Source organism: Terribacillus saccharophilus, from assembly GCF_046592595.1.
Classification (GTDB): domain Bacteria; phylum Bacillota; class Bacilli; order Bacillales; family Amphibacillaceae; genus Terribacillus; species Terribacillus saccharophilus_C.
Genome location: NZ_JAWVPF010000003.1, coordinates 14,572 through 39,493, shown reverse-complemented (window position 1 = coordinate 39,493; position 24,922 = coordinate 14,572). Strand labels below are relative to the sequence as shown.

Genomic DNA, 24,922 nt, shown 5'->3' with positions numbered 1-24,922 from the left:
CTTTCTATAATGTATGGACCATTTGGAACATAGGGAGAAGCAAAGATAGATAGACAATGATGATACACAGTGCCATGATGCAGAGCAGAAAAGGTTGAAGCAAGTAGAGAGCGGTTTTTGTCCGTTCCTCCATTTTAGTCGTCACTAATTCCGCGTACATAAGCAAATCTTTCGATTGCGATGCTACATCATTTTGTTTGACCAAAATACTTTGAAGCTGGGCATCAAGCAGCGGAAAGCTGGTCAGACATTCATTCAATGAATAGCCGGAGGATAACTGAGATAGCAAGATGCTGCTATATAACTGAAGCATGTCATGATATTGCTGTTTGGATAAAAGCTGCAGACTTTGATACAGGGAAAGTCCCGCTGAAAGAAGATTGCCAAGCTGTATGGCGAACTGGAAACTTGTTCTTGTACGGGCTACAGTGCGAATGACAGGTACTCGTTCCAAGCAATAGCGTTTTTTTGCCGAGGGCCAGCGTTTTTTGAAATATTCCTGGAGAAAATATAGACTGAATCCCACAACACCTATAAGTAAGCCTGTATACAAAAGTAAATTAACCAAATTGGAGAAGAAATGGAGAAGGTTTGCGGAGTCTGCAGAATAGGCAAAAAGAGATAGAAAGGAAGGATAGACGTAAAGCTTGACGAACACCAGGAGCAGCAGAATGCTGAATAAAAGAAAAACAGGGTAACGAGTGACTTTCTTGAACTTGGCAAGCTGCTGCATCTGTTTTTGCATTGTAGTGTAGCTTCTCGCCAATGCATCTTCTAAGTTCCCGTCATGATGCGCCACATAAAAATGGATGACGATTGCAGGAGAGAAGCGAGCGTGTGAAAATGCCTCATCAAGACGCAACCCTTGCCGCAGACCTTCCTGTAATTTTTGAGTTGCTGCTCGCCACTTCGGCTGCCAATGCAGGAAATCAAGTGAGCGAGCCATATCATATCCTTGTGTTCTGAGTCGATGAAGCTGCTGGAGAAAAATCATTTGCTGTTCCATAGACAGCAGCTTGTCGTCCTTTCTGAACTTGAAAATTTTCTTTCGTGATAAAACCATATGCATAGGCTTTCCTCCTAAGTTTCTCAAAAGTCAGGAAAGATGTTTTTTTGGCTTGCATCATGCTGCTGATTTGCGCAGAGTCGGCAAGCTCCATAATGGCAGCGCGAGAAGGGCGGGGCTTTGTGATAGGAATAAGTTCCAGCGAGGCGACACCAATCAGCGTGTGCTCTAAATCAGCTGTGGGGATTCCCATCTCCTTCAAGCGGTGAATGGCTCCTGCTGCATTTTTGGCGTGCAGGGTACTGATGACGAGATGTCCGGTCCTTGCCGTTTCAAAGGCAAAGCTGGCTGTAGCTTCATCACGAATTTCCCCGATCATCAGAATATCTGGATCATGCCGCAGCGCTGCTTTTAAGCCTGCTTGATACGTAAGACCAGCCTTTTCATTCACTTGCACCTGCAGCATGTTTTCCATCCTTTTTTCGATCGGATCCTCCAATGTGATAGCCTGGCATGCTTTGATACGCAGCAAATCCTGCAGGATGCTATACATGGTCGTCGTTTTCCCGCTGCCTGTTGGACCTGTAAATAATAGAATTCCATTACTTTCCGTCAATATCCGCCGAAGTGAACTTATTTGGAAAGGGAACAAAAACAGCCGGTCGAGCAAGGGAGCTTCACTCTGGGGAAGTATACGAATTGCCAAGCTTTCTGTTTGCTTGAGCGGCAGAGTGGAGAGACGGAGAGAGTATTGCTTTTGCCCTTTAAATGAAAAGGGCATCGCCCCATCCTGAGGTTTTTGCATTTCTCCGATATCCATGCCGCTGACAAACTTAAAATAAGCAATCAGTTTGCGAAAGCTCGCAGTAGATAAGCGGCTGTGCAGAACACGTTTTCCGTGTATCCGGATAAATACACTTGTTTCATTTTCTTCCGGTGTAAAATGAATGTCAGATGCCTGCTGCTGTATTGCTTCTTCCATCAGTCGTGTAGCAAAGGCTGAAGGGCTATCCAGCACTACATCACCTCCTTTGCGGCTATAATACTACAAGTTCAGAACAGCAGTCATACAGTGAAAATGCAGAAATCAGCAATTCCTTTACGCAGAAAAATGATCTTTCTCTATTAAGGCAGCTATCTTGAAACAAATTGTATGGAAAGAAATGAAATTGGCTACGCTACAAGTAAAAGTAAGAGGGGCTGTAACATATGTCTTCGAATGATTATTTCCGATTCGTAACCCAGGAGCTGGTGAAAAAAATGGATGCGCCGAAACAGGAGAAAAAACAGAAGGAAAAAGAAAAACATCAGCTGCATGGAAAGTGGTTTGGCGTTTTGCCATTTGCTTTCAAGCTATTCTTCCGTAGTCGTAAAAAGTAAGAGGCCTGAACATGATTCAGGCCTCTTTTTTATGGATCAGTTTCCGGGCTGTCTCTTCAGAAAGATAGAAGATACCCGCATTGATTGTTTCCATTTGAATACTGGGTACCAGTCTTTTATGCACTGCATCCAGCTCGTTCTTATACAATGTTGCTCTTTCTTCGCGGATTTCTTCCTCTAACTCTTCCTGACCGCTTTGGTCGAAGAAATGCGCCAGTAATTCTTCTTCTTGTTTGAGCGTTTCTGCTGTTTCCTTCACCCAGCTATCATCGACAGTATCCAAATAAGACTGCATATAGCTGCTTATCCGCTGGTAGCCGCTTTGGTATCGGATGATAGGGGAGATGCAATAGCATTGATCGCTGATTTGCTGTTTGAATTCCACCTGGGAGAAGTTCTCCATCCAATCGGTTGCCAGCTGCCCATTCAATAGCTGTAATCCAACTGAATGCGTTTCTGTCCGTTTGCGTTTACCGGAAAAATGCACGCTTATATTGCGGATGAGCCAAGGATACAATGGTGTCCGGGAGGCTGTATCGACTTTTTCATAGAAGCGGCCAACTTGTGCGGAGTCACGAATTAGCCGGAAAATCTTATGGAGGCGAGGGCTGCCAAAATGAATGTGTTCGGCTTTATCGGCGGTCTCGTTAGGGTCGGTCAGAAGGGTCAGCTCCATAGGATCGCCTTCCTGGCCAAGTCTTTTCTTATAGCGCCAATAAAACGGGCGATTCATCAATTCCTCATCTAATTCTGGTGTCAGCAGGAACCGGAGCAGCCCCTCTTTTTCCTCTAGCAGCTGACAGCCATTGGATAGGAAGAATTTACGCAGAAACTGATGGAGTGTTTGTCTATCCATGTAATTTATCCCTTTCCAGCTGTTCGCCTGTCTCGGTAATAACCGCAGTCAGATTATCCAGTTTCACCTTTATTTCTCCGTCAGAACGGGAGTCAGCGAATATGCGTTTGATTTCTTTTTCCACATCAGAAACTTGCAGTTCGGCAAGGATATGATCGAGATTACCGATTACCCGCTCGAATAAGTTGATTTTCTTATAAAGCAATTCCAGAATATGTGCTTCGAGCGTGTTCCGCACAGCAAAATTATAGATCTGTACATCCTTTTGCTGCCCAAAACGATGGATCCGGCCAATGCGCTGCTCCAGCCGCATCGGGTTCCATGGCAAATCATAATTGATCATATTGCTGCAAAACTGGAGGTTGATACCTTCGCCGCCTGCTTCGGTCGCAATCAGCACTTGTGCGTGTTTTTCGAACAGCTCGCGCATCCAATCCTTTTTACCGGCCTTGAACCCGCCTCGGAATGGAACGGAGGATATGTCATGCTGCTTCAGCGTCCACTGCAAGTAAAATTGCGTAGCCCGATATTCGGTAAAAATGATGAACTTCTCTCCTGGTGGTGCCGCCTTGATCAGCTCGACCACTTTCAGTGCTTTGCTATGCTGCGGCAGCTTTTCAATATCTTTCATAACAGGCAAATAGACATTACCTGTTTCGGGATTTTCCTCTACCATCTTTTTCATAGACAAATATGCAGCTTCCCTGGAGCTGCACAGCTCACGGAGCAGCGTAATCTTTGCGAAGGTTGCTGCGGCACTGGTGGAATCCTGCATTTTCTCATATACTTGCCTTTCCTGTTCGGTAAAATCAATCCAAATCGTCTCCACTTTCCGCTTTGTCCATTGCAGTCCTGTTTCTTCCCGACGGTTGCGGACCATCACTTTGCGAATGAGCTCCTTTAAGTAATGATGCTCCTCAGCATCTCTGCGGTCATCTCCATATGTATCTTTGAACTGCTTATAGCTTCCTAAGTAGCCAGGTTTAAGCAAGGATACGAGATTATAAATATCACTCAGCTTGTTTTGTACAGGTGTTGCGGTCAGCAGCAGGCAATATTTCTTTTTAAGCGATTGGATGAACGCATAGTTTCTTGTCTTATTGTTTTTCAGTTTATGCGCCTCATCGATCAGCACAAAATCATAGTCCTGCTCCAAAATGATCTCCCGGTGAGGGGAGCGTTTTGCCAAGTCGATGGAGGAGACAATCACATCATAATGTTCCCATACATATTGCTTTCGCTGGGAGGCTGCAGGAATATGAAATTTTGAGTTCAATTCGTTCACCCATTGGTTCACTAAAGATGCCGGCACGAGCAGCAGTACCTTTTTCACCAAGCCTCGTATCATTAATTCTTTCAATACGAGACCCGCTTCAATCGTTTTCCCTAGACCAACTTCATCTGCCAGGATGGCACGGCCATTCATTTCCTCCACGACCCGCCTGCTTGCTTCAAGCTGATGAGGATGGAAGGTCATATGTGGCAGATACCCGGGTGCCACCAATCCGGTGAACGTATCGATATTCGTTTCCTTAGCCGCCGTGTAGGCCATTTTAAAATGCTCCCAAGATGCTGTTTCTCCTTCTTGCTGCAAAACATCTTCCATCATCTCGAGGAAAGGTTTATCATCCTTTATATGCATTTGCATAATGATTCCATCTCCTTATTCTTCGGAGTTTCAATTAAAAAGCTGAAAAAGATAGACACATTCTAAAATTGTTATGTTATAATGAGGCTGAAAACAGACATTATTAATATTTTTTATTAAAATGTTTGGATTTTGCTTTTTTATAGGTTGATTGTCTGTTAGTATGCCCGCGTTTTACAATTTCATAAACCGCGAGTGAATGTTGGAGGAGAGACCGCTGTCATGCGGCGCCGAAGGAGCAAATATTGAGTGAATCTCTCAGGCAAAAGAACTCCAGCACGACGCAACTCTGGAGAGTGCTTCCGTAGTAGAAGCCACCCAAGAAGCAACTATGGTCCAAGGACGATAAGAAACTTTCTGGTAAATGGACAGAGCCCCTCAAAGCTTTTTCGAGGTGGCTCTGTTTTTTGTTGCGAGGTACATAAGAGAGGAGCAAGATGATGAGTGAGTTGAGAAGAACCCCGCTTTATCCTGCTTATCAGGCTGACAGCAAGACGATCGATTTCGGCGGATGGGAACTGCCGGTCCATTTCAGCGGCATCCAGGAGGAGCACCATGCAGTGCGGCAGGCAGCTGGCTTGTTCGATGTTTCCCATATGGGGGAAATCCTGGTTGAAGGACCTGCGAGTAAAGACTATTTGCAGTTTGTCCTGACAAATGACATTGACCTGCTTGTTCCGAATAAAGCGCAGTACAGTGTGATGTGTTATGAAGATGGCGGAACTGTAGACGATTTGATCGTTTATATGCTCGAAGAGGACCGTTATCTGTTAGTTGTAAATGCGAGCAATACAGCGAAGGATCTGGAATGGCTTCTTTCCCATAAAAGAGAAGGCGTCAGCATCGACAATCAGTCTGAGGCGTATATGCAAGTTGCCCTGCAGGGACCTCATGCGGAACAGATTCTTCAGCAGCTGACAGATGAAAAATTGTCGGAAATTTCATTTTTCCGATTTGCTTATCCAGTGCAGCTGGATGGGGCGGAAGGGGACTTCCTTATTTCGCGCACAGGCTACACCGGTGAAGATGGCTTTGAAATTTATGGTCCTGCTGCAAGCGGTCAAGCAGTCTGGGAACTTTTACTGGAAAAAGGCCAAGCATATAATCTCCAGCCTGTGGGTTTGGGTGCTAGGGACACTTTGCGCTTTGAAGCGAATTTGCCGCTGTATGGCAATGAATTGACGAAGGACATTACGCCGATTGAGGCGGGTATTGGATTTGCGGTCAAAGCGAACAAATCTGCCGACTTTATCGGGAAAGAGACCTTAAAGAAGCAAAAAGAGAACGGAACGAAGCGGAAGCTCGTCGGTATTGAAATGCTGGATAAAGGAATACCGCGCCATGGCTATCCGGTCTTCAGCAATGGAACACAAATCGGTGAGGTGACGACAGGAACGAAGTCACCGACACTGGATAGCTATATCGGTCTTGCACTCGTTCAAGCGGATGCTGTCGAAGAAGGCAGTATCGTGGACGTGCAGATCCGAAAGAAACAGCTGCAAGCCAAGGTTGTCGCAACACCATTCTATAAACGGAAATAGAGGGAGGATACAGCATGGATTTCAGGTACTTACCGATGACAGAGCAAGACAAAGAAGAAATGCTTCAAACGATAGGCGTGAAAGACACCGAGGAGCTTTTCTCTGATATTCCGGAGGAAGTCCGCTTGAAGGGACCGCTCCAGATCAAGGAAGCGAAAAGTGAAGGAGAACTGAAAGCTGAACTGTCAGCTTTGGCAAGTCGGAATGTGACGACTAAGACACATGCTTCCTTCCTTGGAGCAGGTGTGTACGATCATTACATTCCTTCCATCGTGGATCATGTAATTTCCAGATCTGAATTCTATACTGCTTATACGCCATATCAGCCTGAAATTTCCCAAGGAGAGCTGCAGGCAATCTTTGAGTTCCAAACGATGATTGCTGAGCTGACTGGAATGGATGTAGCCAATAGCTCCATGTACGATGGCGGTACTGCATTGGCAGAAGCTGCGACACTGAGTGCTGGCCATACAAGAAAGAAAAAGATTATCGTATCCGAAGCAGTCCATCCTGAATCTCGTCAGGTGATTGATTCTTACGGAAGAGGACAGCATTTGGAGATTGTCACAGTCCCGCATAAGGATGGCTTGACAGATCTACAAGCGTTGGAAGAAGCAGTAGATGCGGATACGGCAAGTGTCATCGTGCAATATCCGAACTTCTTCGGCCAAGTCGAACCGCTAGCTGAAATTCGGAAGATCATTGATGCACAGCCGAAAGCGATGATGGTTGTCTCCAGTAATCCATTGGCTCTAGGACTCTTGACACCGCCAGGCAGCTTCGGAGCAGATATCGTCGTTGGTGATACACAGGTATTCGGCATTCCGGCACAATTCGGCGGACCTCACTGCGGCTATTTCGCAAGCTCAGCAAAATTGATGCGCAAGCTGCCGGGAAGACTTGTCGGTCAGACAAAGGATGAAGAAGGCAGACGTGGTTTTGTTCTGACACTCCAAGCACGTGAGCAGCATATCCGCCGGGACAAGGCAACATCTAATATTTGCTCCAATCAGGCATTGAATGCTTTGGCTTCTTCGGTGGCCATGAGTGCATTAGGGAAAAAAGGTGTAGCTGAGATGGCTCACTTGAATATTCAAAAAGCACAATATATGAAGAAGCAGCTTGAAGCACACGGGCTGCAAGTCGTCTTCCAAGGCGCCTTCTTTAATGAATTGGTAATTAAAGTAGAAGACGATGTGGATGCACTTAATGATCATCTGGTAACACAAGGGTTTATCGGGGGGTATCACTTGGGACGGACAGATGATCGTTTGAAGAACCACATACTTGTTGCTGTGACGGAGCAGCGCACAAAGGAACAGATTGATACATTCGTAAGAGAGGTGGCGGCAGTCCATGCAAAGCAATACTGATTTCCCATTGTTATTCGAACAAACGAAAGCAGGCAGGACAGGATACAGTTTGCCGCCGCTTGATGTTCCGGAAACGGATCTAACGGAAGTTTTTGAGTCAGATTATATTCGAAGTGAGCCAGCAGCGCTACCGGAATTGAGCGAGCTGCAAATCATTCGGCATTATACAGCTTTGTCCAGAAGAAATTACGGCGTCGATTCTGGATTCTATCCGCTAGGCTCCTGTACGATGAAATATAATCCAAAAATCAATGAAGATGTTATCCGGATGGACGGATTCAGCCATGTGCATCCATATCAGGATCCGAAAACAGCACAAGGTGCACTCGAGCTCATGTTTGATCTGCAGGAGCAGCTGAAGGAAATTACCGGCATGCACGAAGTTTCTTTGCAGCCTGCAGCAGGAGCTCACGGGGAATGGACTGGGCTGATGATGATCCGTGCCTTGCATGAGAAAAATGGCGAGACGCAGCGAACCAAGGTTATTGTTCCGGATTCAGCGCATGGTACGAATCCAGCTTCGGCAACAGTTGCTGGTTTCGAATCTGTCACGGTTAAATCCAATGAACAAGGACTAGTTGATTTAGATGATTTGCGTCGTGTCGTTGGAGAAGATACGGCAGCATTAATGCTTACGAATCCGAATACACTGGGTCTGTTTGAAAAGGATATTTTGGAAATGGCCAAAATCGTCCATGAAGCAGGCGGCAAATTGTATTATGACGGTGCCAATCTGAATGCCATCATGGGATACACAAGACCTGGGGATATGGGCTTTGATGTGGTGCACTTGAATTTGCATAAAACATTCACCGGTCCGCATGGCGGCGGGGGTCCAGGATCGGGTCCTGTCGGCGTTTCGAAGGAGCTTGCAGCCTTCCTGCCAAAGCCAGTCGTCCGCAGACAAGGAGAAGAAATCATCCTTGACGAAGACCGTCCCGATTCAATCGGACGGGTAAAACCTTATTACGGGAACTTTGGTATCAATGTCCGTGCGTACACGTATATCCGGACAATGGGACCAGAAGGATTGAAACGTGTAAGTGAATATGCCGTCCTGAACGCAAATTATATGATGCGCCGCTTGAGTGAAGCATTTGATTTGCCGTACACACAGCATTGTAAGCATGAATTTGTTCTTTCAGGTCGCAGACAGAAGAAGCTAGGTGTCCGTACACTTGATATCGCGAAACGATTGCTTGATTTCGGGTACCATCCACCTACCATCTACTTCCCGCTCAATGTGGAGGAAGCACTGATGATCGAGCCGACCGAAACAGAAGCAAAAGAAACATTGGATAGTTTCATTGATACAATGCTGGAAATTGCAGCGGATGCTGAAACGAATCCAGAGATTGTCCAGGAAGCGCCTCATACGACTGTAGTGAGCAGGATGGATGAAACGACTGCTGCTAGAAAACCGATTCTTCGTTATATACCAGAATGAAAAAAAGCTTTGCACATCATGTGCAAAGCTTTTTTTAGTCACCTTTTCGTTTGATCTTGCCACTCCAGGCTTTGAAGCCGCCTTTTAGCTGATTAAGATCCTGATAGCCTTTTTTATGCAGCATTGCTGCAGTACGAACAGTACGTGTACCGTTTTGATCATACATATAAACGGGCTTGTCCTTGCGGATTTCAGCCAAACGGTAGCGAAGCTGGGTAAGCGGGATATTACGAGCACCTAGAATGTGTCCGCCGTCGAATTCTTTCGGTTCACGAACATCAATGAGCTGTGCTTTGCGGTATCCAGCTTTGAATTCTTCCTCTGTGAGAGTTTTCAGGTGTTTCTTCTGAATGAAATAGCGGATCACACTATATGCGATGAATACAATAAGTGCAATTCCGATTACCAATACTGCTTCCATGTCATTTCCCCCATCTGCTGATACTCCAACTTACATTATAGCAAGCAAGCGCTTATTTTCAAAGATTTTTTATAGCTGTTCAAATAAGTGTAACACTTTTGACCTGCTTCAACTTTGTTGGCTTGTTTGTCCGATCGAAAAGGTGTATCATGTAAAGATGTAATAGTTGCAGTGGATTGAATGGAGGAATTTTATGCCTACACCGAGCATGGAAGATTATATTGAACAAATTTACATATTAATGGATCAAAAGGGATATGCCCGTGTGTCTGATATAGCAGAGAATCTGCAGGTGCATCCGTCTTCTGTTACGAAAATGGTACAGAAGCTGGACAAGGATGAATATCTGAAGTACGAAAAGTACCGTGGCTTGATTCTCACAGATAAAGGAGAGAAAGTCGGCAAACGGCTTGTCTACCGGCATGAACTTTTGGAAGACTTCCTTCGGATCATCGGTGTCGAGGAAGAGAATATCTATCAAGATGTAGAAGGTATCGAGCATCATATGAGCTGGAATTCCATTGAGCGGATCGGCAATCTTGTGCAGTACTTCCAAGAAGATAATGAACGGAAAGAAGCGCTGATTAAAATTCAGCAACAGCAGAAGTCTTAACGTAACCATCCATTTTGGATGGTTTTTTTGTTCTAAAAAAGCACTTCCATGATTAGGTATAATAAAAAGTCATCATGGAGCGTGCTTATGAAAATAGACGGCGTTTTCTCAGGTGGCGGGGTGAAAGCTTTTGCTTTCATCGGTGCTATACAGGCTGTGGAGAAGGAAAAATATGAGTTTGAAAATGTAGCTGGCACATCTGCCGGTGCCATTGTCGCCGGGTTGCTGGCAGCGGGGTACAGCGGAAAAGAAATGGAAGCATTGCTGCAGGAAACAGACATCAGTAAGTTCACAGATCCTATCAAAGTTACAAAATATATTCCTTTTGCCAACTGGCTGACGCTGTATTTCAAAATGGGACTTTACAAGGGAAATGCATTGGAAAGATGGCTTTATGAAGCATTGGCAAAGAAACAGGTATATACCTTTCAGGATTTGCAGCCAAAGACGCTGAAAGTAATTGCCGCAGATGTAACGTTGGGACGATTAATCGTATTTCCTGATGATTTGGCTGAGACATACGGAATCGATGGGGGAAGCTTTCCGGTGGCCCGGGCCATCAGGATGAGTGCGGGTATTCCATACATATTCATGCCGGCCAAACTTCTCTACAACAATCGGAAAAGAAGCCTTCTGCTCGATGGCGGAGTGCTGAGCAATTTCCCGCTTTGGACACTGGAAGGCGATGAGCGTCTAATGAGGCGCCCGATATTGGGCATGAAACTAAGTGAAGCTGTACAAAAAATACCGGTCCAGAAAGTTAATCAATCTTTTGATCTGTTTTATGCACTTTTCAAAACGATGAAGGTAGCACATGATATGCGCCATATAAATCAGGAAACAGCGAAGGATATCATATTCATACCAGTAGAGGATATAGGGATGGCAGATTTCAATATATCAGCTTTGGAAAAAGAGAAGCTTATAACTGTAGGCAGAGAGAAGGCAGCGCACTTCCTGAAACGCTGGCCATAAAAAAAGTCGGGCATCAGATGCTCGACTTTTTCCGTTTCTGTTTGTTTCCTTCGATGACACGAAGCTGCGGACCGCGAGACCGATCCTTGACCGTTCGTTTTTTCCTGGCGGCGGAAGCTTTCTTGATGCTGGCTGCTTGTTTGGCTGGTTTGTTGACAGGACGGGCTTTTGGCTGCTTGTATTTCTGTTTGGATTGCTTCACTGCTTTCTTATATTTCTGCATATCGCTGCTGCTGCCGCTCCCGGCTGCAGCCGTACGGCCACGCAAGCGTGTAAGTATGAAATAAAGCAAAGCACCGAAAAGAACGGCACCTCCGATCCAAACGAGCACATTTTGGAAGAATGCACCTGGATTTGTCACGAGCTGCATGCTGATACCGATAACAGCAAGGCCAATCAAAACAAAGACGATGATGGAAGACCCAGATCTACGCAACCCATTTTCCTCCTTTCCATGCCTTTATGGTGACATGGTTTCTTTATCTTACTATCTTTATACCACTATTCACCTGTACAGAATCATTTTCTAGCACTTTTTTGAAAGAAGCCAGTGCAACTTCGACTTGATCATCCTTTGGTTCTTTTGTCGTAACAAGCTGTAGCCAAAGACCTGGATAGCCGAGGAAGCGAAGAACAGGGATATCACGAACCTTGTTCGTCAGCTGAAGCACTTCAAAAGACAGCCCTATGACAAGGGGCAGAAGCAGGATACGGTTCACCATGCGCCACCATAGCGGATCGGTGGCAACGAACATATAGACAATCACGCCGACTATGACGGTGAACAGCATAAAACTCGAGCCGCATCGATAATGCAGACGGGATTGCTTCTGGACGTTCTCGACTGTAAGCGGCAGGCCGTTTTCATAACAGTTGATCACCTTATGTTCAGCGCCGTGATATTGGAACACACGCCTTATCAATGGTGTCAGGGAAACGAGATAAACATAAGCAAGTAGCAGGATGAGCTTCAGGAAGCCTTCCAGTGCAACCTGTTCGAATCTGGAAGGCAGCCACTTGTCGAAGAAATCCGCGACGAGTGCTGGAGTCAATGTGAAAATCAATTTCCCGAAAATGAAGGATAGAACTCCAACAGCTCCGATACCGATAATCATCGCCAGCTTCGATTTCTTCTCCTCCGGAACAATCTGTGCATCGTCCTCCGGATTGACCCCATAACGTTCTGAAGAAAAGTTCAGATGCTTTGTGCCATTGGCGCTGGCGTGTATGATTGCTGCGATCCCCCGCAGTATAGGTATCTTTTTCAGTTTTGATAATTTCGGATTGTCTTGGCGTTCGACGGTTAAGTAGTCAATGCTCTCGTCATTTCTGCGAACGGCAGTAACGAAGCTGTTTTTCCCCGCAAACATGACACCTTCAATGACGGCTTGCCCGCCATAGGTATTGGTTTGTTTATCTGACATAATTTCACCAGCCTCGTTTCGATTTCCTTCTATTTTACTAAAAAAATACAGATAACACTAGATGGCATCTGTGATTAAAATGGCATAATCAAGGCATGCTACGTAATGAGGTGAGTTTTATGCAGCAAAATCGGAAAACCGCATCACGTTTCAATAGAAGTGCAGTTGTAACTGGATTTGTCGGCGGTGTACTTTGGTCAGCAATCGCATGGGTAGCGTATTTCTTCCATTTTACCGACTTGTCTGTAGCTGATTTTGTCCTTCGTTCATGGGTTTGGATGCCTTGGGCGGAGACATGGGTAGCTGAGCTGATCAGCATTTTCATAGTTGGTATACTTTCCATCCTGATTGCCTACTTGTACTTCCTGTTTTTAAAGAAACAACAAGGAATCATTCCGAGCTTGCTATTCGGGGTGGTGCTCTGGGTTCTCATCCAGTTAGTTCTTGCACCAATCCTCCATGGAGTGGACAGTGCATTCCAGGCAGACCGAAATGCAAATATCACGACAATGTGCCTGTATTTGCTATATGCTGTATTTATCGGATACAGCATCAGTTTTGAATACCAGCAAAGCGAAGCATATCAAGAAAGTTAAGCATTTCGAATTTTCAATCACAAAGCTTCCGTCTTATGTTACACTATGTGAAAGTTAAAATAATGTAACCAAAGGATGAAGAACGTGAATCGCTTAATGTTGATCAATGGACCTAATTTAAATTTGCTCGGAACAAGGGAGCCTGGTATTTATGGAAGCCATACGCTGGCAGATGTAGTTGCTGAAGTGAAGCAGGTGACAGACAGCTTCGGGTATGAACTGGAAGACTTTCAGTCCAATCATGAGGGCGCTATGGTCGATAAAATCCAGGAGGCAGGGCGTACATGCAGCGGAATCATCCTGAATGCCGCAGCGTATACACATACAAGCATCGCGATCAGGGATGCGATTGCCAGTGTCCCGATTCCAGTTCTGGAAGTCCACATATCGAATATCCATACCCGTGAGGAATTCCGTCATCACTCCATGCTGGCATCCGTATGTAAGGGGCAGGTTGTCGGTCTAGGGATCAAAGGCTACCGGTATGCAGCATTAGCACTGCTGGAGAAGTAAAGGGAGAGGAAGAAACAGATGGAGAAACTAGAGAAACTACGCGCTTTAATGGAAAAAAAGAATTTGGATGCATTCATCGTAACGAGTGCCCAGAACCGCCGATACATATCAGGTTTTACCGGAAGTGCCGGACTGCTTATCATTACGAAATCCAAGCAGCTGTTCATCACTGATTTCCGCTATATCGAGCAGGCAACAGAACAAGCTCCTGATTTCGAAATCATCGAGCATAAACAGTCCATTATCCAGGAAGCAGCTGCACAGCTTCTTAAGGAAGGTGCGCAGCAAGCAGGATTTGAGCATGAAGATGTAACGTTCGCACTGTACCAGCAGTTCCAGAATGCAGTACATGCTGATCTGATTCCTGCATCAGGCTTGATTGAGGAACTGCGTCTGATTAAATCAGACGAAGAGCTTGCTATTATGAAGACTGCAGCGGAGATTGCCGATGCAGCATACACACATATCCTTACATTCGTGAAGCCGGGCATGAAAGAGATTGAAGTTTCCAACGAGCTTGAGTTCTTTATGCGCAAGCAGGGTGCGACGCAATCCAGTTTTGATACGATTGTCGCTTCCGGATATCGTTCAGCATTGCCGCATGGTGTTGCTTCAGATAAAGAAATCCAAAAGGGTGAATTGGTAACCCTTGATTATGGTGCTCTTTACAACGGATATTGCTCCGATATCACCCGTACTTTTGCAGTAGGTGAGATAAGTGACAAATTACGAGAGATTTATGATATAGTACTAGAGGCGAATCTTCGAGGAGTAGCGGGCGTGAAACCGGGTATTACTGGTAAGGAAGCCGATGCACTCACACGAGACTATATCACCGAAAAAGGCTATGGCCAGTATTTCGGACATTCTACCGGTCATGGACTTGGTATGGATGTACACGAATCGCCAGCTCTATCCTTCCGCTCCGATACGGTATTGAAGCCGGGAATGGTAGTGACAGTAGAGCCGGGGATCTACATACCGGAAGTAGGCGGATGCCGCATTGAGGATGATCTTGTGCTGACAGCTGATGGCAGTGAACGCCTGACGTTCTCCACTAAAGATTTAATTACTTTGTAACAGCCGTTTTTCGAAGGAGGAAAACAATGATTTCAGTAAACGATTTTCGTACGGGCCTTACAATTGAAGTAGATAATGGCCTATGGCAGGTTATCGACTTCCAGCACGTAAAACCAGGTAAAGGTGCTGCGTTCGTACGTTCTAAACTGCGTAATTTACGTAACGGTAACATCCAGGAAAAAACATTCCGTGCCGGTGAGAAAGTTTCTCGTGCACATATCGAACATAAAAAGATGCAATATCTTTATGCTTCAGGTGACACACATACTTTCATGGATACGGACACATATGATCAGCTGGAGCTTCAGACAGCACAGATCGAATACGAGCTGAAATTCCTGAAAGAAAACATGGAAATCAGTGTGATGACTTTCGGCGGTGAAACACTTGGTGTAGATCTACCGAATAACGTAGAATTGAAAGTAGTAGAAACAGAGCCAGGTATCAAAGGTGATACTGCGAGTGGCGGTACGAAACCAGCTGTCGTAGAAACTGGTTTGAGTGTCCAAGTACCTTTCTTCATCAATGAAGGCGATGTACTTATCATCAGCACATCTGACGGTAAATACGTATCACGTGCATAAGGTATCGAAAGAGCCTCTTCCCATATGGGAAAGAGGCTCTTTTTTTTGTGGCATAAACAATTCCTCCGCACATACATTACAGTATGGACAACATGTCCAATCGAAGTTAGAGGTGAGCAGGAGTGAAGGAAATCCAGAAATTGTTTCGACCGCCTTTACAAGAACTCTTGTCGGAAAAGGTAGGGGGACGATGGGATAAGCTGCAGGAGATTCGCTGCCGTACGAACCAGCAGCTTGAGTTATGCTTCGATGACAAAACCGAATGGATAGAAGCATCGCTGATGGAGGCTGGAGATGCACGGTTTATGCTGAATCAATTGAGTGATTTCTCTTTATATGCACTTGAAAATGAATTGCGGGAAGGTTATATCACCATTGCGGGAGGGCATCGAGTCGGTCTGAGCGGACAAGTCAATACAGAGGGCGGTGTCGTCAAAGCTCTCAAACACATCTCCTCCTTCAATATACGAATTGCGAAGGCCAGGCCAGGAGCAGCGAAGCAAATCATGTCTTCCTTGTACAACCCTGACGGCACTTGCCGCCACACACTAATAATTGGGCCGCCAAAGTCGGGTAAAACGACAATTCTTCGTGACATCGTCCGTTCTTTATCCTCTGGATGGCAGCAATATCAGCCGATAAAGACAGCCGTCGTAGACGAACGCTCCGAAATTGGTGGCAGTATCTATGGTGTTCCACAGCACGATCTTGGAAAAAGGACAGATATCATGGATGCCTGCCCGAAAGCCGAGGGATTGATGATGCTGATCCGGTCCATGTCACCTGATGTGATAGTGGCGGACGAAATAGGAAGCGAGCGTGATGTCCAGGCGCTGCTGGAAGCATTGCATGCCGGTGTGAAGATCGTATGCAGTGTTCACGGAGACAGTCTGGATTCCATCCGTCACCGTCCTTCCTTAAGGCCGCTGTTTGAACAGAAAGTTTTCGAGCGCATTGTCATTTTGAAAAAAGGTATGTCCCCTGGAGTAGTACAAGCTGTGTTAGAGACAGCCAAGCCAGCAGGTGCTAACGCATGAAGTGGATTGGAGCGTTACTTATACTTATTGCCGCAACTTGGGCTGGTTTTGAATTGTCCCGCAGACTCCAGCACCGTCCGAAGCAGATCCGCCAGCTGATCAGCAGTTTGCAGGTGATGGAGGCAGAAATCATATATAGTCAGACAAGCATCATTGAAACAAGTGATAATCTGGCAAAACAGATTCCACAGCCTGCCGCATCGTTTTTCCGCTCTTTATCTGATAAGCTGCAGCTGCATCCTGCAGGTCTGTATGACTGCTGGGAAGAGACGACAGAGACTTGGATAGATAAGACAGCATTGAAGCCTGCTGAGAAGGATGTGTGGCTGCAATTCGGCCGTACACTTGGCCAGCATGATTTCGAACAGCAGCAAAAGCATATCCAGCTAGCCAAAACCCACCTGGAACGGGTGCTGGAGGAGTCAGAAGAAGCAAATCAGCGTTATGGAAAAATGATTCGTAATCTTGGATTCCTGACAGGTTTGCTGATTGTACTACTGCTTATCTGAACGAGGTAGGAAAGGAGTCCGCTATGCTCGGAGAAGCAATGATTCTATTTCAAATAGCAGGTATCGGAATGATTGTCGCTATCATCCATACTGTACTGAAGCAAATGGGAAAGGAAGAGATTGCCCAATTTACAACACTGATGGGATTCATCCTCGTGCTGCTCATCGTCTTGGGCAAATTATCGGAACTGTTCCAGCAGATCAAGTCGGTGTTCTTATTCCAGGGATGAGGCGATTAAGATGGATATCATTATAATCGTATCCATTGGCATTGTAGCAAGTTTGCTTGCTTTGATTGTAAAAGAACAGAATTCGTCCATTGCATTTTTCGTTGTCGTAGTCACGGGCATCATCATTTTCCTGTTCATCCTGCAAAAGATCACAGGCATCTTGCTTCTGATAGAACAGCTGGGTGAACGGGCAAATGTGGAAGGTCTTTATATCAAGACGATCTTGAAAATCATCGGCATTGCTTACATTACGGAATTCGGAGCGCATTTGACCCGGGATGCCGGATTGTCGGCAATCGCTGCAAAAATAGAGCTTGCCGGGAAGATCATTATCATTACGGTGGCCATACCGATTTTGACAGCGGTCATCGAGACAATCATGAGTTTTATGCCGGGCGGATAAGGAGCTGGATACGTTGAAACGCTGCTTGGTAATTCTTTTAGCTTTGTTCGGTGTACTTGTGCTTCCATCAGCTGCCTGTGCAGAGACAGGTCCAGCAGAAGAACAGGAAGCTGCAATCGCTGCTTTTGATAGTCTCCCGACTGACGAACTCACTGGGTATTGGGAGCTTTTATCCGACAAGTATGGCCAGTTTATCCCGGAACTGGAAAAAGGCTCTTTGATTGAATTCATACAACAGCAAGGTGATATCAGCATACAATCATGGCTGAAGGGGCTGTTTGAATATCTGCTGTACGAGCTTTTGCTCAATGGAAAGCTGCTTGGTATTTTAATTCTCCTAACCCTATTCAGCAGTATCCTGCAGACAATCCAGACTGCTTTCAATAAGGGGTCGATCAGCAAAGTTGCTTATCTGATTGTTTGTATGGTTCTTCTCACACTTCTTTTAAACAGCTTCCGTTTGTCAGTGAACTATACGATGGAAGCTATCAATGGTATGAGTGATTTTATGCTGGCATTGATTCCGCTGCTGCTCGGTTTGATGGCTTCGTTTGGAAGTCTGTCTGCCGTCGCTTTCTTTCATCCGATCATCGTGTTTCTGATCCATGCCAGCGGGCTGCTGATCGCTAAGGTGATTATCCCATTATTCCTCATGAGTGCCCTCCTGCATCTGGTCAGTACAATCAACAAAGAATATCCAGTCACACAGCTTGCGGATTTATTGAAGAACATCGGGCTATGGCTATTGGGGATTTTCTTTTCTGTCTTTCTTGGAGTCATCTCTGTGCAGGGTGCCGTTACTGCTGTCCAGGATGGAGTTGCGATGAAGACTGCTAAATTCGTTACCGGAAATTTCATACCTGTCATTGGGCGTATGTTCACCGATGCTACTGATACTGTGCTTAGTGCTTCACTGCTTCTGAAGAATGCAATTGGAATTGTCGGGGTGCTGATCGTCTTGGCGATCTCCTTGTTCCCGGCAATTAAAATTCTCGCCATCGCACTTATCTATAAAATTGCCGCAGCCTTGCTGCAGCCGCTAGGTGACGGTCCGATTATCAAATCAATGCAAGTGATGAGTAAATATATCCTTTATATATTCGCTTGTTTGCTCGTTGTCGCGTTCATGTTTTTCATTGCTATTGTGATCATTGTCGCATCAAGCAACGTCACATTAATGCTGAGATAGGAGCTGATCACTTGGAAGCCTTGCAATCATGGGTGATGCAGATCATTCTGTTCATCCTTCTCGCTTTTGTACTGGATATGGTTTTACCCGACACAGATATACGCAAATACGTCAAGCTGGTCATGGGGCTTATGCTGCTCCTGTTATTCCTTAAACCAGTTTTCGCATTATTCCAGGTAGATTCAACGAGAGCAGTACAAGAAGCAATGGAAGGGTTTGCTGCCCTTACAGACGCTCCCTCGATAGAAAATTCAATCGAAGAGAAGAAAAGTGAAATAGATTCCGTACAGCTCGCATATATTGAGGAACAGATGGCTGTCCAATTGAAGGACCAAGCAAATCCAACGCTGCAAGAGAAGTTTCATATGCAAATTACAGACATCGCAGTGGCCTTTAAGGAGGGAGAGGGTGAGGAAACGACAGAAGCAATCGATTCCATCCAAGTAACGGTGCAGAATACCGACCAGGAATTACCGGAAGGCGAAATCAGCGATGTCGTCATCGACAGTTCCCGTCCAATCGAAGCAAATGAACAGACTGGGGACATGGAGAGAGTGAAATCCCATCTGGCCGAAATCTGGGAGCTGGAGGATCTGCCGCTTGAGGTCACCCAAAAAGGGGGGACAGGATGAAAAAATTACTAGACAAGCTTTCTGAACAGTGGAAGCTGAAAGATTCCCAGAATAAGAAACCGACTAAGCTTGGTTATCTGGTCATTGTCGGACTGCTCGGTGCATTGCTTTTACTCGTAAGCGGCTTATTCACGGAACAAAAGGAGCCGGATGGACAAAACACCCAGCAGACTCAAAATCAAAATCAAACAGCGTCAGAAACGGAAGAGACTTTCGCCAAGAAAGAAAACGACTCTTCTTCTTCCACTACGGATTTGGAAGCAGCATATGAGCAAGACCTGGTCGGCCTGCTGGAGAAAATCAGAGGTGTTTCTGAAGTGGAGGTCATGGTCAATTTGAACAGCACCCATCAGAAAATCTATGAAAAGAATCTGATCATCGGTCAGCAGACATCCGAAGAAACCGACCAAAATGGCGGCGAACGGGTGGTGGAGGATGAAAATGAGGAACAGCAGGTTGTGCTTGTCAGACAAGGAGATCAAGAGGTTCCGCTGCTGGTGGAAACCAGAAAACCAGAAGTAAGAGGGGTGCTTGTTGTTGCAAAAGGAGCAGAACAAGCGACAGTCCAGGAATGGGTTGTGGAGGCAGTTTCACGCGTGCTGGATGTACCGACACATCGAATTTCGGTCATGCCTAAAAATTAAGGGGGAATTGGGATGTTGAAGAAACAAACAGTATGGCTATTGACAATGCTGAGCTTGCTTATCGTATTGAGTGTCTATTATATGACTTCTCCGAATGGGGACGAACTGGCTTTTATAAATGACAAAGCGGAAGAAAATGGGACAAGCACAACTGCTGGCGACTCTGGGGAAACTGGTTCCAAAGAAGAAGGGGAAGCAGACGTTACGACGGAACCGGCTAATGTCGATGAACTATTTGCCAGCATCCGCATGCAGACGATGGATCAGAGAAGCGAAGCAAAAACGAGACTGGAAGAAATCGTAGCAAGCTCTTCCACTAGCACAGAAGAAAAGAATGAAGCAGTAAGTCAAATTGAACTGATGGAGCAGTTTGCGTCAAAAGAGTCCATCCTGGAAGAATCCATCATTGCAGAAAAGGGCTATGAAGAAGTATTGGTTCGGGCAGAAGATGGACATGTGCAGATTACTGTAAAAGCGGATGAAATGTCCGCACAAGAAGCAAACAGCATCATGCAGATGGCGGCTGATGAATTTGCTGGTGCCAATGTAGATGTGAAATATATTCCACAGAAATAAGCAGGGAGGGGCATTCATGGAATGCTCCTTTTTCTATGGAGGGTGTTTAGTACGATTTTGTTTGAAGTGGTGGTATGCTAGGGTATGATTAGCAGCAGGCTATACATAAGCAGGGAGAAGGCGTAAGCAGTGAAGACAGTATTCAGTTATCTTAAACCTTATTGGCTCATTATCGTAACTTCATTGGTTTTTATCATGATGGAGCTTTCCGTTGAACTTGTGCAGCCATTTCTTTTGCAAAAGCTCATTGATGACGGAATTGCCGCTGGAAATAATGGACTTGTGATCGAGATTGGTCTGGGAATGGCAGCCATTGCGATTGTCGGATTCGCAGCTGGGATCATCAATATTTTCTTTGCCGATCATCTTGGTCAAAGTATTGGGAAAGAGCTGCGGGATAAGATGTATGAAAAGGTCCAGCAAGCAGAGCTGCAGAAAATCCAGAGCTTTGGCACCAGCACACTCTTAACCAGACTGACAAATGATGTGAATCAAATTCAGCTGACGCTTGTCATGTTTTTCCGTTTCATGATCAGGGCGCCTTTTTTGATTATCGGCGGGACCGTCATGGCGTTTGTAGTGAATGCGAAGATTGCACTTATTTTATTGATCGTTATTCCTATATTACTGATTTTTCTACGTTTCATCATGAAAAAGAGCATCCGTTATTTCGGAACTGTGCAGCGCAGTGTCGATAAAGTCAATCATGTAATGCGGGAAAACCTAGTTGGACTTCGACTTATCAGGATATTCGTCCGAGAGGAGCATGAACAGAAGCGGTTTGAGCAGACCAGCGATGAACTGCGGCAAAATATGCTGAAAGCATTCCGGTATACAGAATTGTCGGTGCCTCTTCTCACTTTAGTGATGAATATCGCTATACTGGCAATTTTATATATTGGCGGGATCCAGCAGCAGACGAATGTTGGAGATATAGTCGCAATCGTTAACTATGCAACAAGGATTACTGGTGCATTGAGTGTGGTCGGCATGCTGATCACGTTTTATGCACGGGCAAAAGCATCCAGCACTCGGATTGCTGATGTTCTGAAACTGGATACACCAGCAGAAGATGAGGGGACAGAACCAGAAGCTTTCCGCGGAAAAATAAAGTTGGATAACGTAACCTACCTCTATCCAAATGGCAAGATACCGGTTATTGAGGATTTTTCTATGGAAGTCAATCCTGGAGAGCGAATTGCTATTTTAGGGGAAACAGGCTCAGGCAAGTCTACTTTATTACACTTGATGATTGGCCTGTACAAACCTGATAGAGGTCAAGTATTGGCAGACGATAGGCTTTTATCGACGATGAACAGCAAGTCTTTTCGCCAGCAAGTCGGATTTGTCTCCCAGGATGTGCAGTTGTTCTCCGGTACAATCCGGGAGAACATTGCCTGGGGTGTACCTGATGCAAGCGAGGAAGCAATTATTCGTGCTGCAAAGGATGCGCAGATTTATGATACGATTCACAAATTGCCAGATAAACTGGATACAAGACTCGGGCAAAATGGGATCAATCTTTCAGGCGGACAAAAACAGCGGCTTACAATTGCGAGAGCATTGTTGTTACAGCCGTCACTTTTGCTCCTGGATGATAGTACAAGTGCGCTCGATTTGCAGACTGAACGCAAACTATTGGAGGCGCTCAGGCGGTATGAATGTACGACAGTGCTTGTTACACAGAAGCTTAGTACGGCGATGCAATGTGACCGGATCTTAATCGTAGAAGAAGGAAAACGCACAGCATATGGTACATCGGATGAGCTTCTTGAACAATCAGAGCTGTTCCGAGCAATACAAGCTTCTCAGCTGCAGAAGGGGGCGACATCATGAAAAAGTTAACCGATGCGTTCCGCTACAAGCGCCCGGCGTACAAGGCAAGTGCACGTAAGCAGACAGCAAAAGTGGAAAATCCGAAAGGCACATTGCGAAGGATTTGGCGATATATGCTCCTGGAAAGACGGCTGCTTTTCAGCACGCTTGGAATGATTATAATCAGCTCTATACTAGCGCTGGTCGGCCCTGTCATTCTTGGACATATAGTTGACCGGTTTGTAAGCGGGGACTACACAGCGGGATATCTCCTGCAGCAATTAAGCTGGCTGCTGCTGATTTATGCCGCTGCAGCAGTCATGACCTTTTTGCAGGGATACTGGATGATCACTATCTCGCAAACTGCAGTATATTCGATCAGAAAAGATCTTTTTGTTCATCTCCAGAAATTGAAGCTTGCCTTTTTCGATAAACGGCAGCATGGGGAACTGATGAGCAGAATGACGAATGATGTGGATAATATTTCGACGACGCTGAATACGTCGTTGGTTCAAATCGTTTCCAGCATCATCACCTTTATCGGTATACTGGCTGTCATGGTGATGCTTAGTCCTATACTTACCATCATTACACTGGTTGTAGTGCCGATCATGTTCTCCGGCATCAAATGGATCACCAACCGTACCCGGCATGCTTTCAGAACCCAGCAGCAAGCTGTCAGCAGTGTGAACGGGTATGCAGAAGAAAGTATATCCGGCCAAGCGGTCATCAAAGCATATGCGCAAGAAAGCAAAGTCATCGGCACTTTCCGCAGCAAAACAACACAACTGCAGCAAGCTGGATTTTGGGCTCAAACGTTTTCGGGTTTTATACCAAAGTGGATGAATATGCTGAATAATATTAGTTTTGCAGTCATTGCCGGCGTTGGTGCTCTCTTGATCGGGTATGGCCGTGCTGGCATTACGGTTGGGACGATTGTGATTTTCTTGGAATATTCAAGACAGTTCACTCGCCCGCTGAACGACCTGGCAAACCAATTCAACTCCTTGTTTTCGGCACTTGCCGGAGCAGAACGAGTTTTTGGGATTTTGGACGAGCAGGAAGAACACGAAGAGACGGCGAAACAAACAATAACAAAACTTCGAGGAGACATTGACTTCAAAAACATAACATTCACTTATGAAGGAGAACCAGCTCTGAAGGATATTAGTTTCTCTGTCCAAGCCGGTCAAATGGCAGCTTTTGTTGGCCCGACAGGATCTGGGAAAACAACGATTATGAATCTCATTGCGGGATTTTATCAGCCTGACCATGGACAGATCACGATTGATGATATGCCGCTTTCCGAGCTTGATTTGAGCAGCTACCGCAATCGAATCGGGGTAGTGCTGCAGCAGGATTTCCTGTTCAGGGGTACAATTATGGAGAATATCCGTTATGGCAAACTGGATGCTGCGGATGAGGAAGTGATAGAAGCTGCCATTGCTGCAAATGCGCACCGGTTCATCACAAGACTGCCTGATGGGTATAATACGATAGTCGGACAAGATGGCGGCGGTCTCAGTCACGGGCAGCGTCAGCTCCTATCCATCGCCAAAGCCTTGTTAAAAGATCCCGATATCCTCTTGCTGGATGAAGCGACTTCCAGCATCGATACGATTACTGAATTAAGGATCCAGCAAGCCATGAAAGTCTTGATGGAGGGCCGCACAAGTATTGTGGTGGCTCATCGCCTCAATACGATAGAACAGGCAGATAAGATATTTGTGCTGCGGGATGGCGAAATAAAAGAACAAGGCAGCCATCAGGAGCTGATGCAGCAAAAAGGCTTCTATTCTGCACTGCAGAATGAAAAAATACAGCATAGCTCGACCAGTTGATTTATCCGGGCTAATCGTTAGGTGTTGCGATTTTTTTGACGTTTGCGTAAAATATGTTAGTGATTAATTCTGTAGGAACCATTTTGCAGGACCATTGTAAAGGAGTGCCAATATGCTTAAATTAGAAGAATTGAAAGAACTTATTACCTTAATTGACCAATCTTCAATAGATGAATTCGATTATGAAACAGAAGGGGAAAAAGTCTCCCTTCGCAAAAACAAAGAAGTTGTACAAGTAGCAGCGGCACCAGCGCCAGTTCAGCAAGCTGTGAGTGCGCCACAGGCTCCAGTATCTGCTGCACAGCCTGAGCCAGCAGCGCAAGCTCCAGAAGCAGCTGCAAAGAATTATGATTATGAAATCACATCATTGATGGTTGGTACTTTCTACAGCAAACCAAATCCAGATTCTGATGTATTCGTAAGTGTCGGTGAGCGTGTAGAGAAAGACACAGTTGTATGTATCGTGGAAGCGATGAAACTATTCAATGAAATCACTGCAGATGTATCTGGTGAAATCGTCGAAGTACTAGTGGAAAACGGAGAGCTTGTTGAATATGGACAACCTCTGTTCAGAGTGAAGGCTAACTAA

The 24,922-nt window shown here is 45.5% G+C and carries 28 protein-coding genes and 1 riboswitch; of the genes, 21 read left to right on the top strand and 7 right to left on the bottom strand.

The genetic code is table 11. The annotated features are described in order from the left end of the window. Window positions 1-4 precede the first annotated feature (4 nt). Window positions 5-946 carry a type II secretion system F family protein gene (locus SFC25_RS05130; RefSeq protein WP_411214250.1) on the bottom strand — a complete coding sequence of 314 codons (942 nt, stop codon included), beginning with the start codon at window positions 944-946 and terminating at the stop codon, window positions 5-7. 1 nt (window position 947) lies between these two features. Further along, window positions 948-2,024, bottom strand: coding sequence for a competence type IV pilus ATPase ComGA (gene comGA / locus SFC25_RS05125; RefSeq protein WP_411214249.1), 1,077 nt, complete (start codon window positions 2,022-2,024; stop codon window positions 948-950). 191 nt (window positions 2,025-2,215) lie between these two features. Between comGA and SFC25_RS05120 the strand changes: the two genes are divergently transcribed. Next, window positions 2,216-2,386 carry a YqzE family protein gene (locus tag SFC25_RS05120; RefSeq protein WP_084160700.1) on the top strand — a complete coding sequence of 57 codons (171 nt, stop codon included), beginning with the start codon at window positions 2,216-2,218 and terminating at the stop codon, window positions 2,384-2,386. A gap of 16 nt (window positions 2,387-2,402) precedes the next feature. On the opposite strand, the gene SFC25_RS05115 is transcribed toward SFC25_RS05120, so the two are convergent. Further along, window positions 2,403-3,242, bottom strand: coding sequence for a YqhG family protein (locus tag SFC25_RS05115; protein WP_411214248.1), 840 nt, complete (start codon window positions 3,240-3,242; stop codon window positions 2,403-2,405). Continuing rightward, a complete protein-coding gene (locus SFC25_RS05110; RefSeq protein WP_411214247.1) occupies window positions 3,235-4,890 on the bottom strand; it encodes a DEAD/DEAH box helicase in 1,656 nt (551 codons plus the stop codon). Before SFC25_RS05110 ends, SFC25_RS05115 begins: the two co-directional genes overlap by 8 nt. Before the next feature lie 195 nt (window positions 4,891-5,085). Continuing rightward, window positions 5,086-5,174: riboswitch (glycine riboswitch) on the top strand. 156 nt (window positions 5,175-5,330) lie between these two features. On the opposite strand from SFC25_RS05110, the gene gcvT reads away from it, so the two are divergent. The 3 genes from gcvT to gcvPB are packed head-to-tail and all read left to right on the top strand — an operon-like array spanning window position 5,331 to window position 9,251. After that, window positions 5,331-6,431 carry a glycine cleavage system aminomethyltransferase GcvT gene (gcvT, locus tag SFC25_RS05105; RefSeq protein ID WP_411214587.1) on the top strand — a complete coding sequence of 367 codons (1,101 nt, stop codon included), beginning with the start codon at window positions 5,331-5,333 and terminating at the stop codon, window positions 6,429-6,431. A gap of 14 nt (window positions 6,432-6,445) precedes the next feature. Beyond that, window positions 6,446-7,804, top strand: a complete 1,359-nt coding sequence (gene gcvPA / locus SFC25_RS05100) for an aminomethyl-transferring glycine dehydrogenase subunit GcvPA (RefSeq protein ID WP_411214246.1) — start codon at window positions 6,446-6,448, stop codon at window positions 7,802-7,804. Continuing rightward, window positions 7,788-9,251 carry an aminomethyl-transferring glycine dehydrogenase subunit GcvPB gene (gcvPB, locus tag SFC25_RS05095; RefSeq protein WP_411214245.1) on the top strand — a complete coding sequence of 488 codons (1,464 nt, stop codon included), beginning with the start codon at window positions 7,788-7,790 and terminating at the stop codon, window positions 9,249-9,251. The genes gcvPA and gcvPB overlap by 17 nt, the downstream gene beginning before the upstream one ends. A 34-nt stretch (window positions 9,252-9,285) precedes the next feature. On the opposite strand, the gene SFC25_RS05090 is transcribed toward gcvPB, so the two are convergent. Continuing rightward, window positions 9,286-9,672: a rhodanese-like domain-containing protein gene (locus SFC25_RS05090; protein ID WP_411214244.1), complete on the bottom strand. Its 387-nt coding sequence runs from the start codon at window positions 9,670-9,672 to the stop codon at window positions 9,286-9,288. A gap of 193 nt (window positions 9,673-9,865) precedes the next feature. On the opposite strand from SFC25_RS05090, the gene mntR reads away from it, so the two are divergent. Next, entirely contained in the window at window positions 9,866-10,285 is a 420-nt protein-coding gene (gene mntR / locus SFC25_RS05085; protein WP_411214243.1) for a transcriptional regulator MntR, read from the top strand. Between the two features lie 87 nt (window positions 10,286-10,372). Next, complete coding sequence (locus SFC25_RS05080) at window positions 10,373-11,260, top strand: patatin-like phospholipase family protein (RefSeq protein WP_411214242.1); 888 nt, start codon at window positions 10,373-10,375, stop codon at window positions 11,258-11,260. 13 nt (window positions 11,261-11,273) lie between these two features. Here the strand turns inward: SFC25_RS05080 and SFC25_RS05075 are convergent, their stop codons facing one another. Beyond that, window positions 11,274-11,696, bottom strand: coding sequence for an SA1362 family protein (locus SFC25_RS05075; protein ID WP_411214241.1), 423 nt, complete (start codon window positions 11,694-11,696; stop codon window positions 11,274-11,276). Between the two features lie 43 nt (window positions 11,697-11,739). Continuing rightward, entirely contained in the window at window positions 11,740-12,684 is a 945-nt protein-coding gene (locus tag SFC25_RS05070) for a DUF1385 domain-containing protein (protein ID WP_095222547.1), read from the bottom strand. Window positions 12,685-12,803: 119 nt separating this feature from the next. Between SFC25_RS05070 and SFC25_RS05065 the strand changes: the two genes are divergently transcribed. From SFC25_RS05065 to accB, 15 genes are all read left to right on the top strand, one after another. Beyond that, complete coding sequence (locus SFC25_RS05065) at window positions 12,804-13,280, top strand: YqhR family membrane protein (RefSeq protein ID WP_411214240.1); 477 nt, start codon at window positions 12,804-12,806, stop codon at window positions 13,278-13,280. Window positions 13,281-13,364: 84 nt separating this feature from the next. Next, complete coding sequence (gene aroQ / locus SFC25_RS05060) at window positions 13,365-13,793, top strand: type II 3-dehydroquinate dehydratase (protein ID WP_411214239.1); 429 nt, start codon at window positions 13,365-13,367, stop codon at window positions 13,791-13,793. An 18-nt stretch (window positions 13,794-13,811) separates the two neighbouring features. Further along, the gene (locus SFC25_RS05055) at window positions 13,812-14,873 is read left to right on the top strand and encodes a M24 family metallopeptidase (RefSeq protein ID WP_411214238.1); all 1,062 of its coding nucleotides are present in this window, start codon (window positions 13,812-13,814) and stop codon (window positions 14,871-14,873) included. A gap of 26 nt (window positions 14,874-14,899) precedes the next feature. Beyond that, window positions 14,900-15,457: an elongation factor P gene (efp, locus tag SFC25_RS05050; RefSeq protein ID WP_411214237.1), complete on the top strand. Its 558-nt coding sequence runs from the start codon at window positions 14,900-14,902 to the stop codon at window positions 15,455-15,457. Window positions 15,458-15,579: 122 nt separating this feature from the next. Beyond that, window positions 15,580-16,494: a stage III sporulation protein AA gene (gene spoIIIAA / locus SFC25_RS05045; protein WP_411214236.1), complete on the top strand. Its 915-nt coding sequence runs from the start codon at window positions 15,580-15,582 to the stop codon at window positions 16,492-16,494. Beyond that, on the top strand, window positions 16,491-17,003 hold the full coding sequence (gene spoIIIAB, locus SFC25_RS05040) for a stage III sporulation protein SpoIIIAB (RefSeq protein WP_411214235.1): 513 nt from the start codon (window positions 16,491-16,493) through the stop codon (window positions 17,001-17,003). The genes spoIIIAA and spoIIIAB overlap by 4 nt, the downstream gene beginning before the upstream one ends. 23 nt (window positions 17,004-17,026) lie before the next feature. Further along, window positions 17,027-17,233 (top strand): stage III sporulation protein AC, encoded by a 207-nt coding sequence (spoIIIAC, locus tag SFC25_RS05035; RefSeq protein WP_038561221.1) that lies wholly within the window; start codon window positions 17,027-17,029, stop codon window positions 17,231-17,233. Window positions 17,234-17,237: 4 nt separating this feature from the next. Continuing rightward, on the top strand, window positions 17,238-17,636 hold the full coding sequence (gene spoIIIAD / locus SFC25_RS05030) for a stage III sporulation protein AD (protein ID WP_245609722.1): 399 nt from the start codon (window positions 17,238-17,240) through the stop codon (window positions 17,634-17,636). A 13-nt stretch (window positions 17,637-17,649) separates the two neighbouring features. After that, window positions 17,650-18,825 carry a stage III sporulation protein AE gene (spoIIIAE, locus tag SFC25_RS05025; RefSeq protein ID WP_411214234.1) on the top strand — a complete coding sequence of 392 codons (1,176 nt, stop codon included), beginning with the start codon at window positions 17,650-17,652 and terminating at the stop codon, window positions 18,823-18,825. Window positions 18,826-18,836: 11 nt separating this feature from the next. Beyond that, a complete protein-coding gene (spoIIIAF, locus tag SFC25_RS05020) occupies window positions 18,837-19,457 on the top strand; it encodes a stage III sporulation protein AF (protein WP_411214233.1) in 621 nt (206 codons plus the stop codon). Beyond that, window positions 19,454-20,101, top strand: a complete 648-nt coding sequence (gene spoIIIAG / locus SFC25_RS05015) for a stage III sporulation protein AG (protein WP_411214232.1) — start codon at window positions 19,454-19,456, stop codon at window positions 20,099-20,101. The genes spoIIIAF and spoIIIAG overlap by 4 nt, the downstream gene beginning before the upstream one ends. A 12-nt stretch (window positions 20,102-20,113) precedes the next feature. Next, window positions 20,114-20,677: a SpoIIIAH-like family protein gene (locus tag SFC25_RS05010; RefSeq protein WP_411214231.1), complete on the top strand. Its 564-nt coding sequence runs from the start codon at window positions 20,114-20,116 to the stop codon at window positions 20,675-20,677. A 129-nt stretch (window positions 20,678-20,806) separates the two neighbouring features. Continuing rightward, on the top strand, window positions 20,807-22,513 hold the full coding sequence (locus SFC25_RS05005) for an ABC transporter ATP-binding protein (protein WP_411214230.1): 1,707 nt from the start codon (window positions 20,807-20,809) through the stop codon (window positions 22,511-22,513). Then, window positions 22,507-24,333: an ABC transporter ATP-binding protein gene (locus SFC25_RS05000; RefSeq protein WP_411214586.1), complete on the top strand. Its 1,827-nt coding sequence runs from the start codon at window positions 22,507-22,509 to the stop codon at window positions 24,331-24,333. The genes SFC25_RS05005 and SFC25_RS05000 overlap by 7 nt, the downstream gene beginning before the upstream one ends. A 112-nt stretch (window positions 24,334-24,445) precedes the next feature. Next, window positions 24,446-24,922, top strand: coding sequence for an acetyl-CoA carboxylase biotin carboxyl carrier protein (gene accB / locus SFC25_RS04995; RefSeq protein WP_411214229.1), 477 nt, complete (start codon window positions 24,446-24,448; stop codon window positions 24,920-24,922).

Bases quoted from the DNA above. Each gene is read 5' to 3' on its own strand.
- SFC25_RS05130 (WP_411214250.1), bottom strand. From the start codon at position 946: ATGGCTCGCTCACTTGATTTCCTGCATTGGCAGCCGAAGTGGCGAGCA.
- SFC25_RS05120 (WP_084160700.1), top strand. From the start codon at position 2,216: ATGTCTTCGAATGATTATTTCCGATTCGTAACCCAGGAGCTGGTGAAA.
- SFC25_RS05115 (WP_411214248.1), bottom strand. From the start codon at position 3,242: ATGGATAGACAAACACTCCATCAGTTTCTGCGTAAATTCTTCCTATCC.
- SFC25_RS05110 (WP_411214247.1), bottom strand. From the start codon at position 4,890: ATGCAAATGCATATAAAGGATGATAAACCTTTCCTCGAGATGATGGAA.
- gcvT (WP_411214587.1), top strand. From the start codon at position 5,331: ATGAGTGAGTTGAGAAGAACCCCGCTTTATCCTGCTTATCAGGCTGAC.
- gcvPA (WP_411214246.1), top strand. From the start codon at position 6,446: ATGGATTTCAGGTACTTACCGATGACAGAGCAAGACAAAGAAGAAATG.
- gcvPB (WP_411214245.1), top strand. From the start codon at position 7,788: ATGCAAAGCAATACTGATTTCCCATTGTTATTCGAACAAACGAAAGCA.
- SFC25_RS05090 (WP_411214244.1), bottom strand. From the start codon at position 9,672: ATGGAAGCAGTATTGGTAATCGGAATTGCACTTATTGTATTCATCGCA.
- mntR (WP_411214243.1), top strand. From the start codon at position 9,866: ATGCCTACACCGAGCATGGAAGATTATATTGAACAAATTTACATATTA.
- SFC25_RS05080 (WP_411214242.1), top strand. From the start codon at position 10,373: ATGAAAATAGACGGCGTTTTCTCAGGTGGCGGGGTGAAAGCTTTTGCT.
- SFC25_RS05070 (WP_095222547.1), bottom strand. From the start codon at position 12,684: ATGTCAGATAAACAAACCAATACCTATGGCGGGCAAGCCGTCATTGAA.
- SFC25_RS05065 (WP_411214240.1), top strand. From the start codon at position 12,804: ATGCAGCAAAATCGGAAAACCGCATCACGTTTCAATAGAAGTGCAGTT.
- SFC25_RS05055 (WP_411214238.1), top strand. From the start codon at position 13,812: ATGGAGAAACTAGAGAAACTACGCGCTTTAATGGAAAAAAAGAATTTG.
- efp (WP_411214237.1), top strand. From the start codon at position 14,900: ATGATTTCAGTAAACGATTTTCGTACGGGCCTTACAATTGAAGTAGAT.
- spoIIIAB (WP_411214235.1), top strand. From the start codon at position 16,491: ATGAAGTGGATTGGAGCGTTACTTATACTTATTGCCGCAACTTGGGCT.
- spoIIIAC (WP_038561221.1), top strand. From the start codon at position 17,027: ATGCTCGGAGAAGCAATGATTCTATTTCAAATAGCAGGTATCGGAATG.
- spoIIIAG (WP_411214232.1), top strand. From the start codon at position 19,454: ATGAAAAAATTACTAGACAAGCTTTCTGAACAGTGGAAGCTGAAAGAT.
- SFC25_RS05010 (WP_411214231.1), top strand. From the start codon at position 20,114: ATGTTGAAGAAACAAACAGTATGGCTATTGACAATGCTGAGCTTGCTT.
- accB (WP_411214229.1), top strand. From the start codon at position 24,446: ATGCTTAAATTAGAAGAATTGAAAGAACTTATTACCTTAATTGACCAA.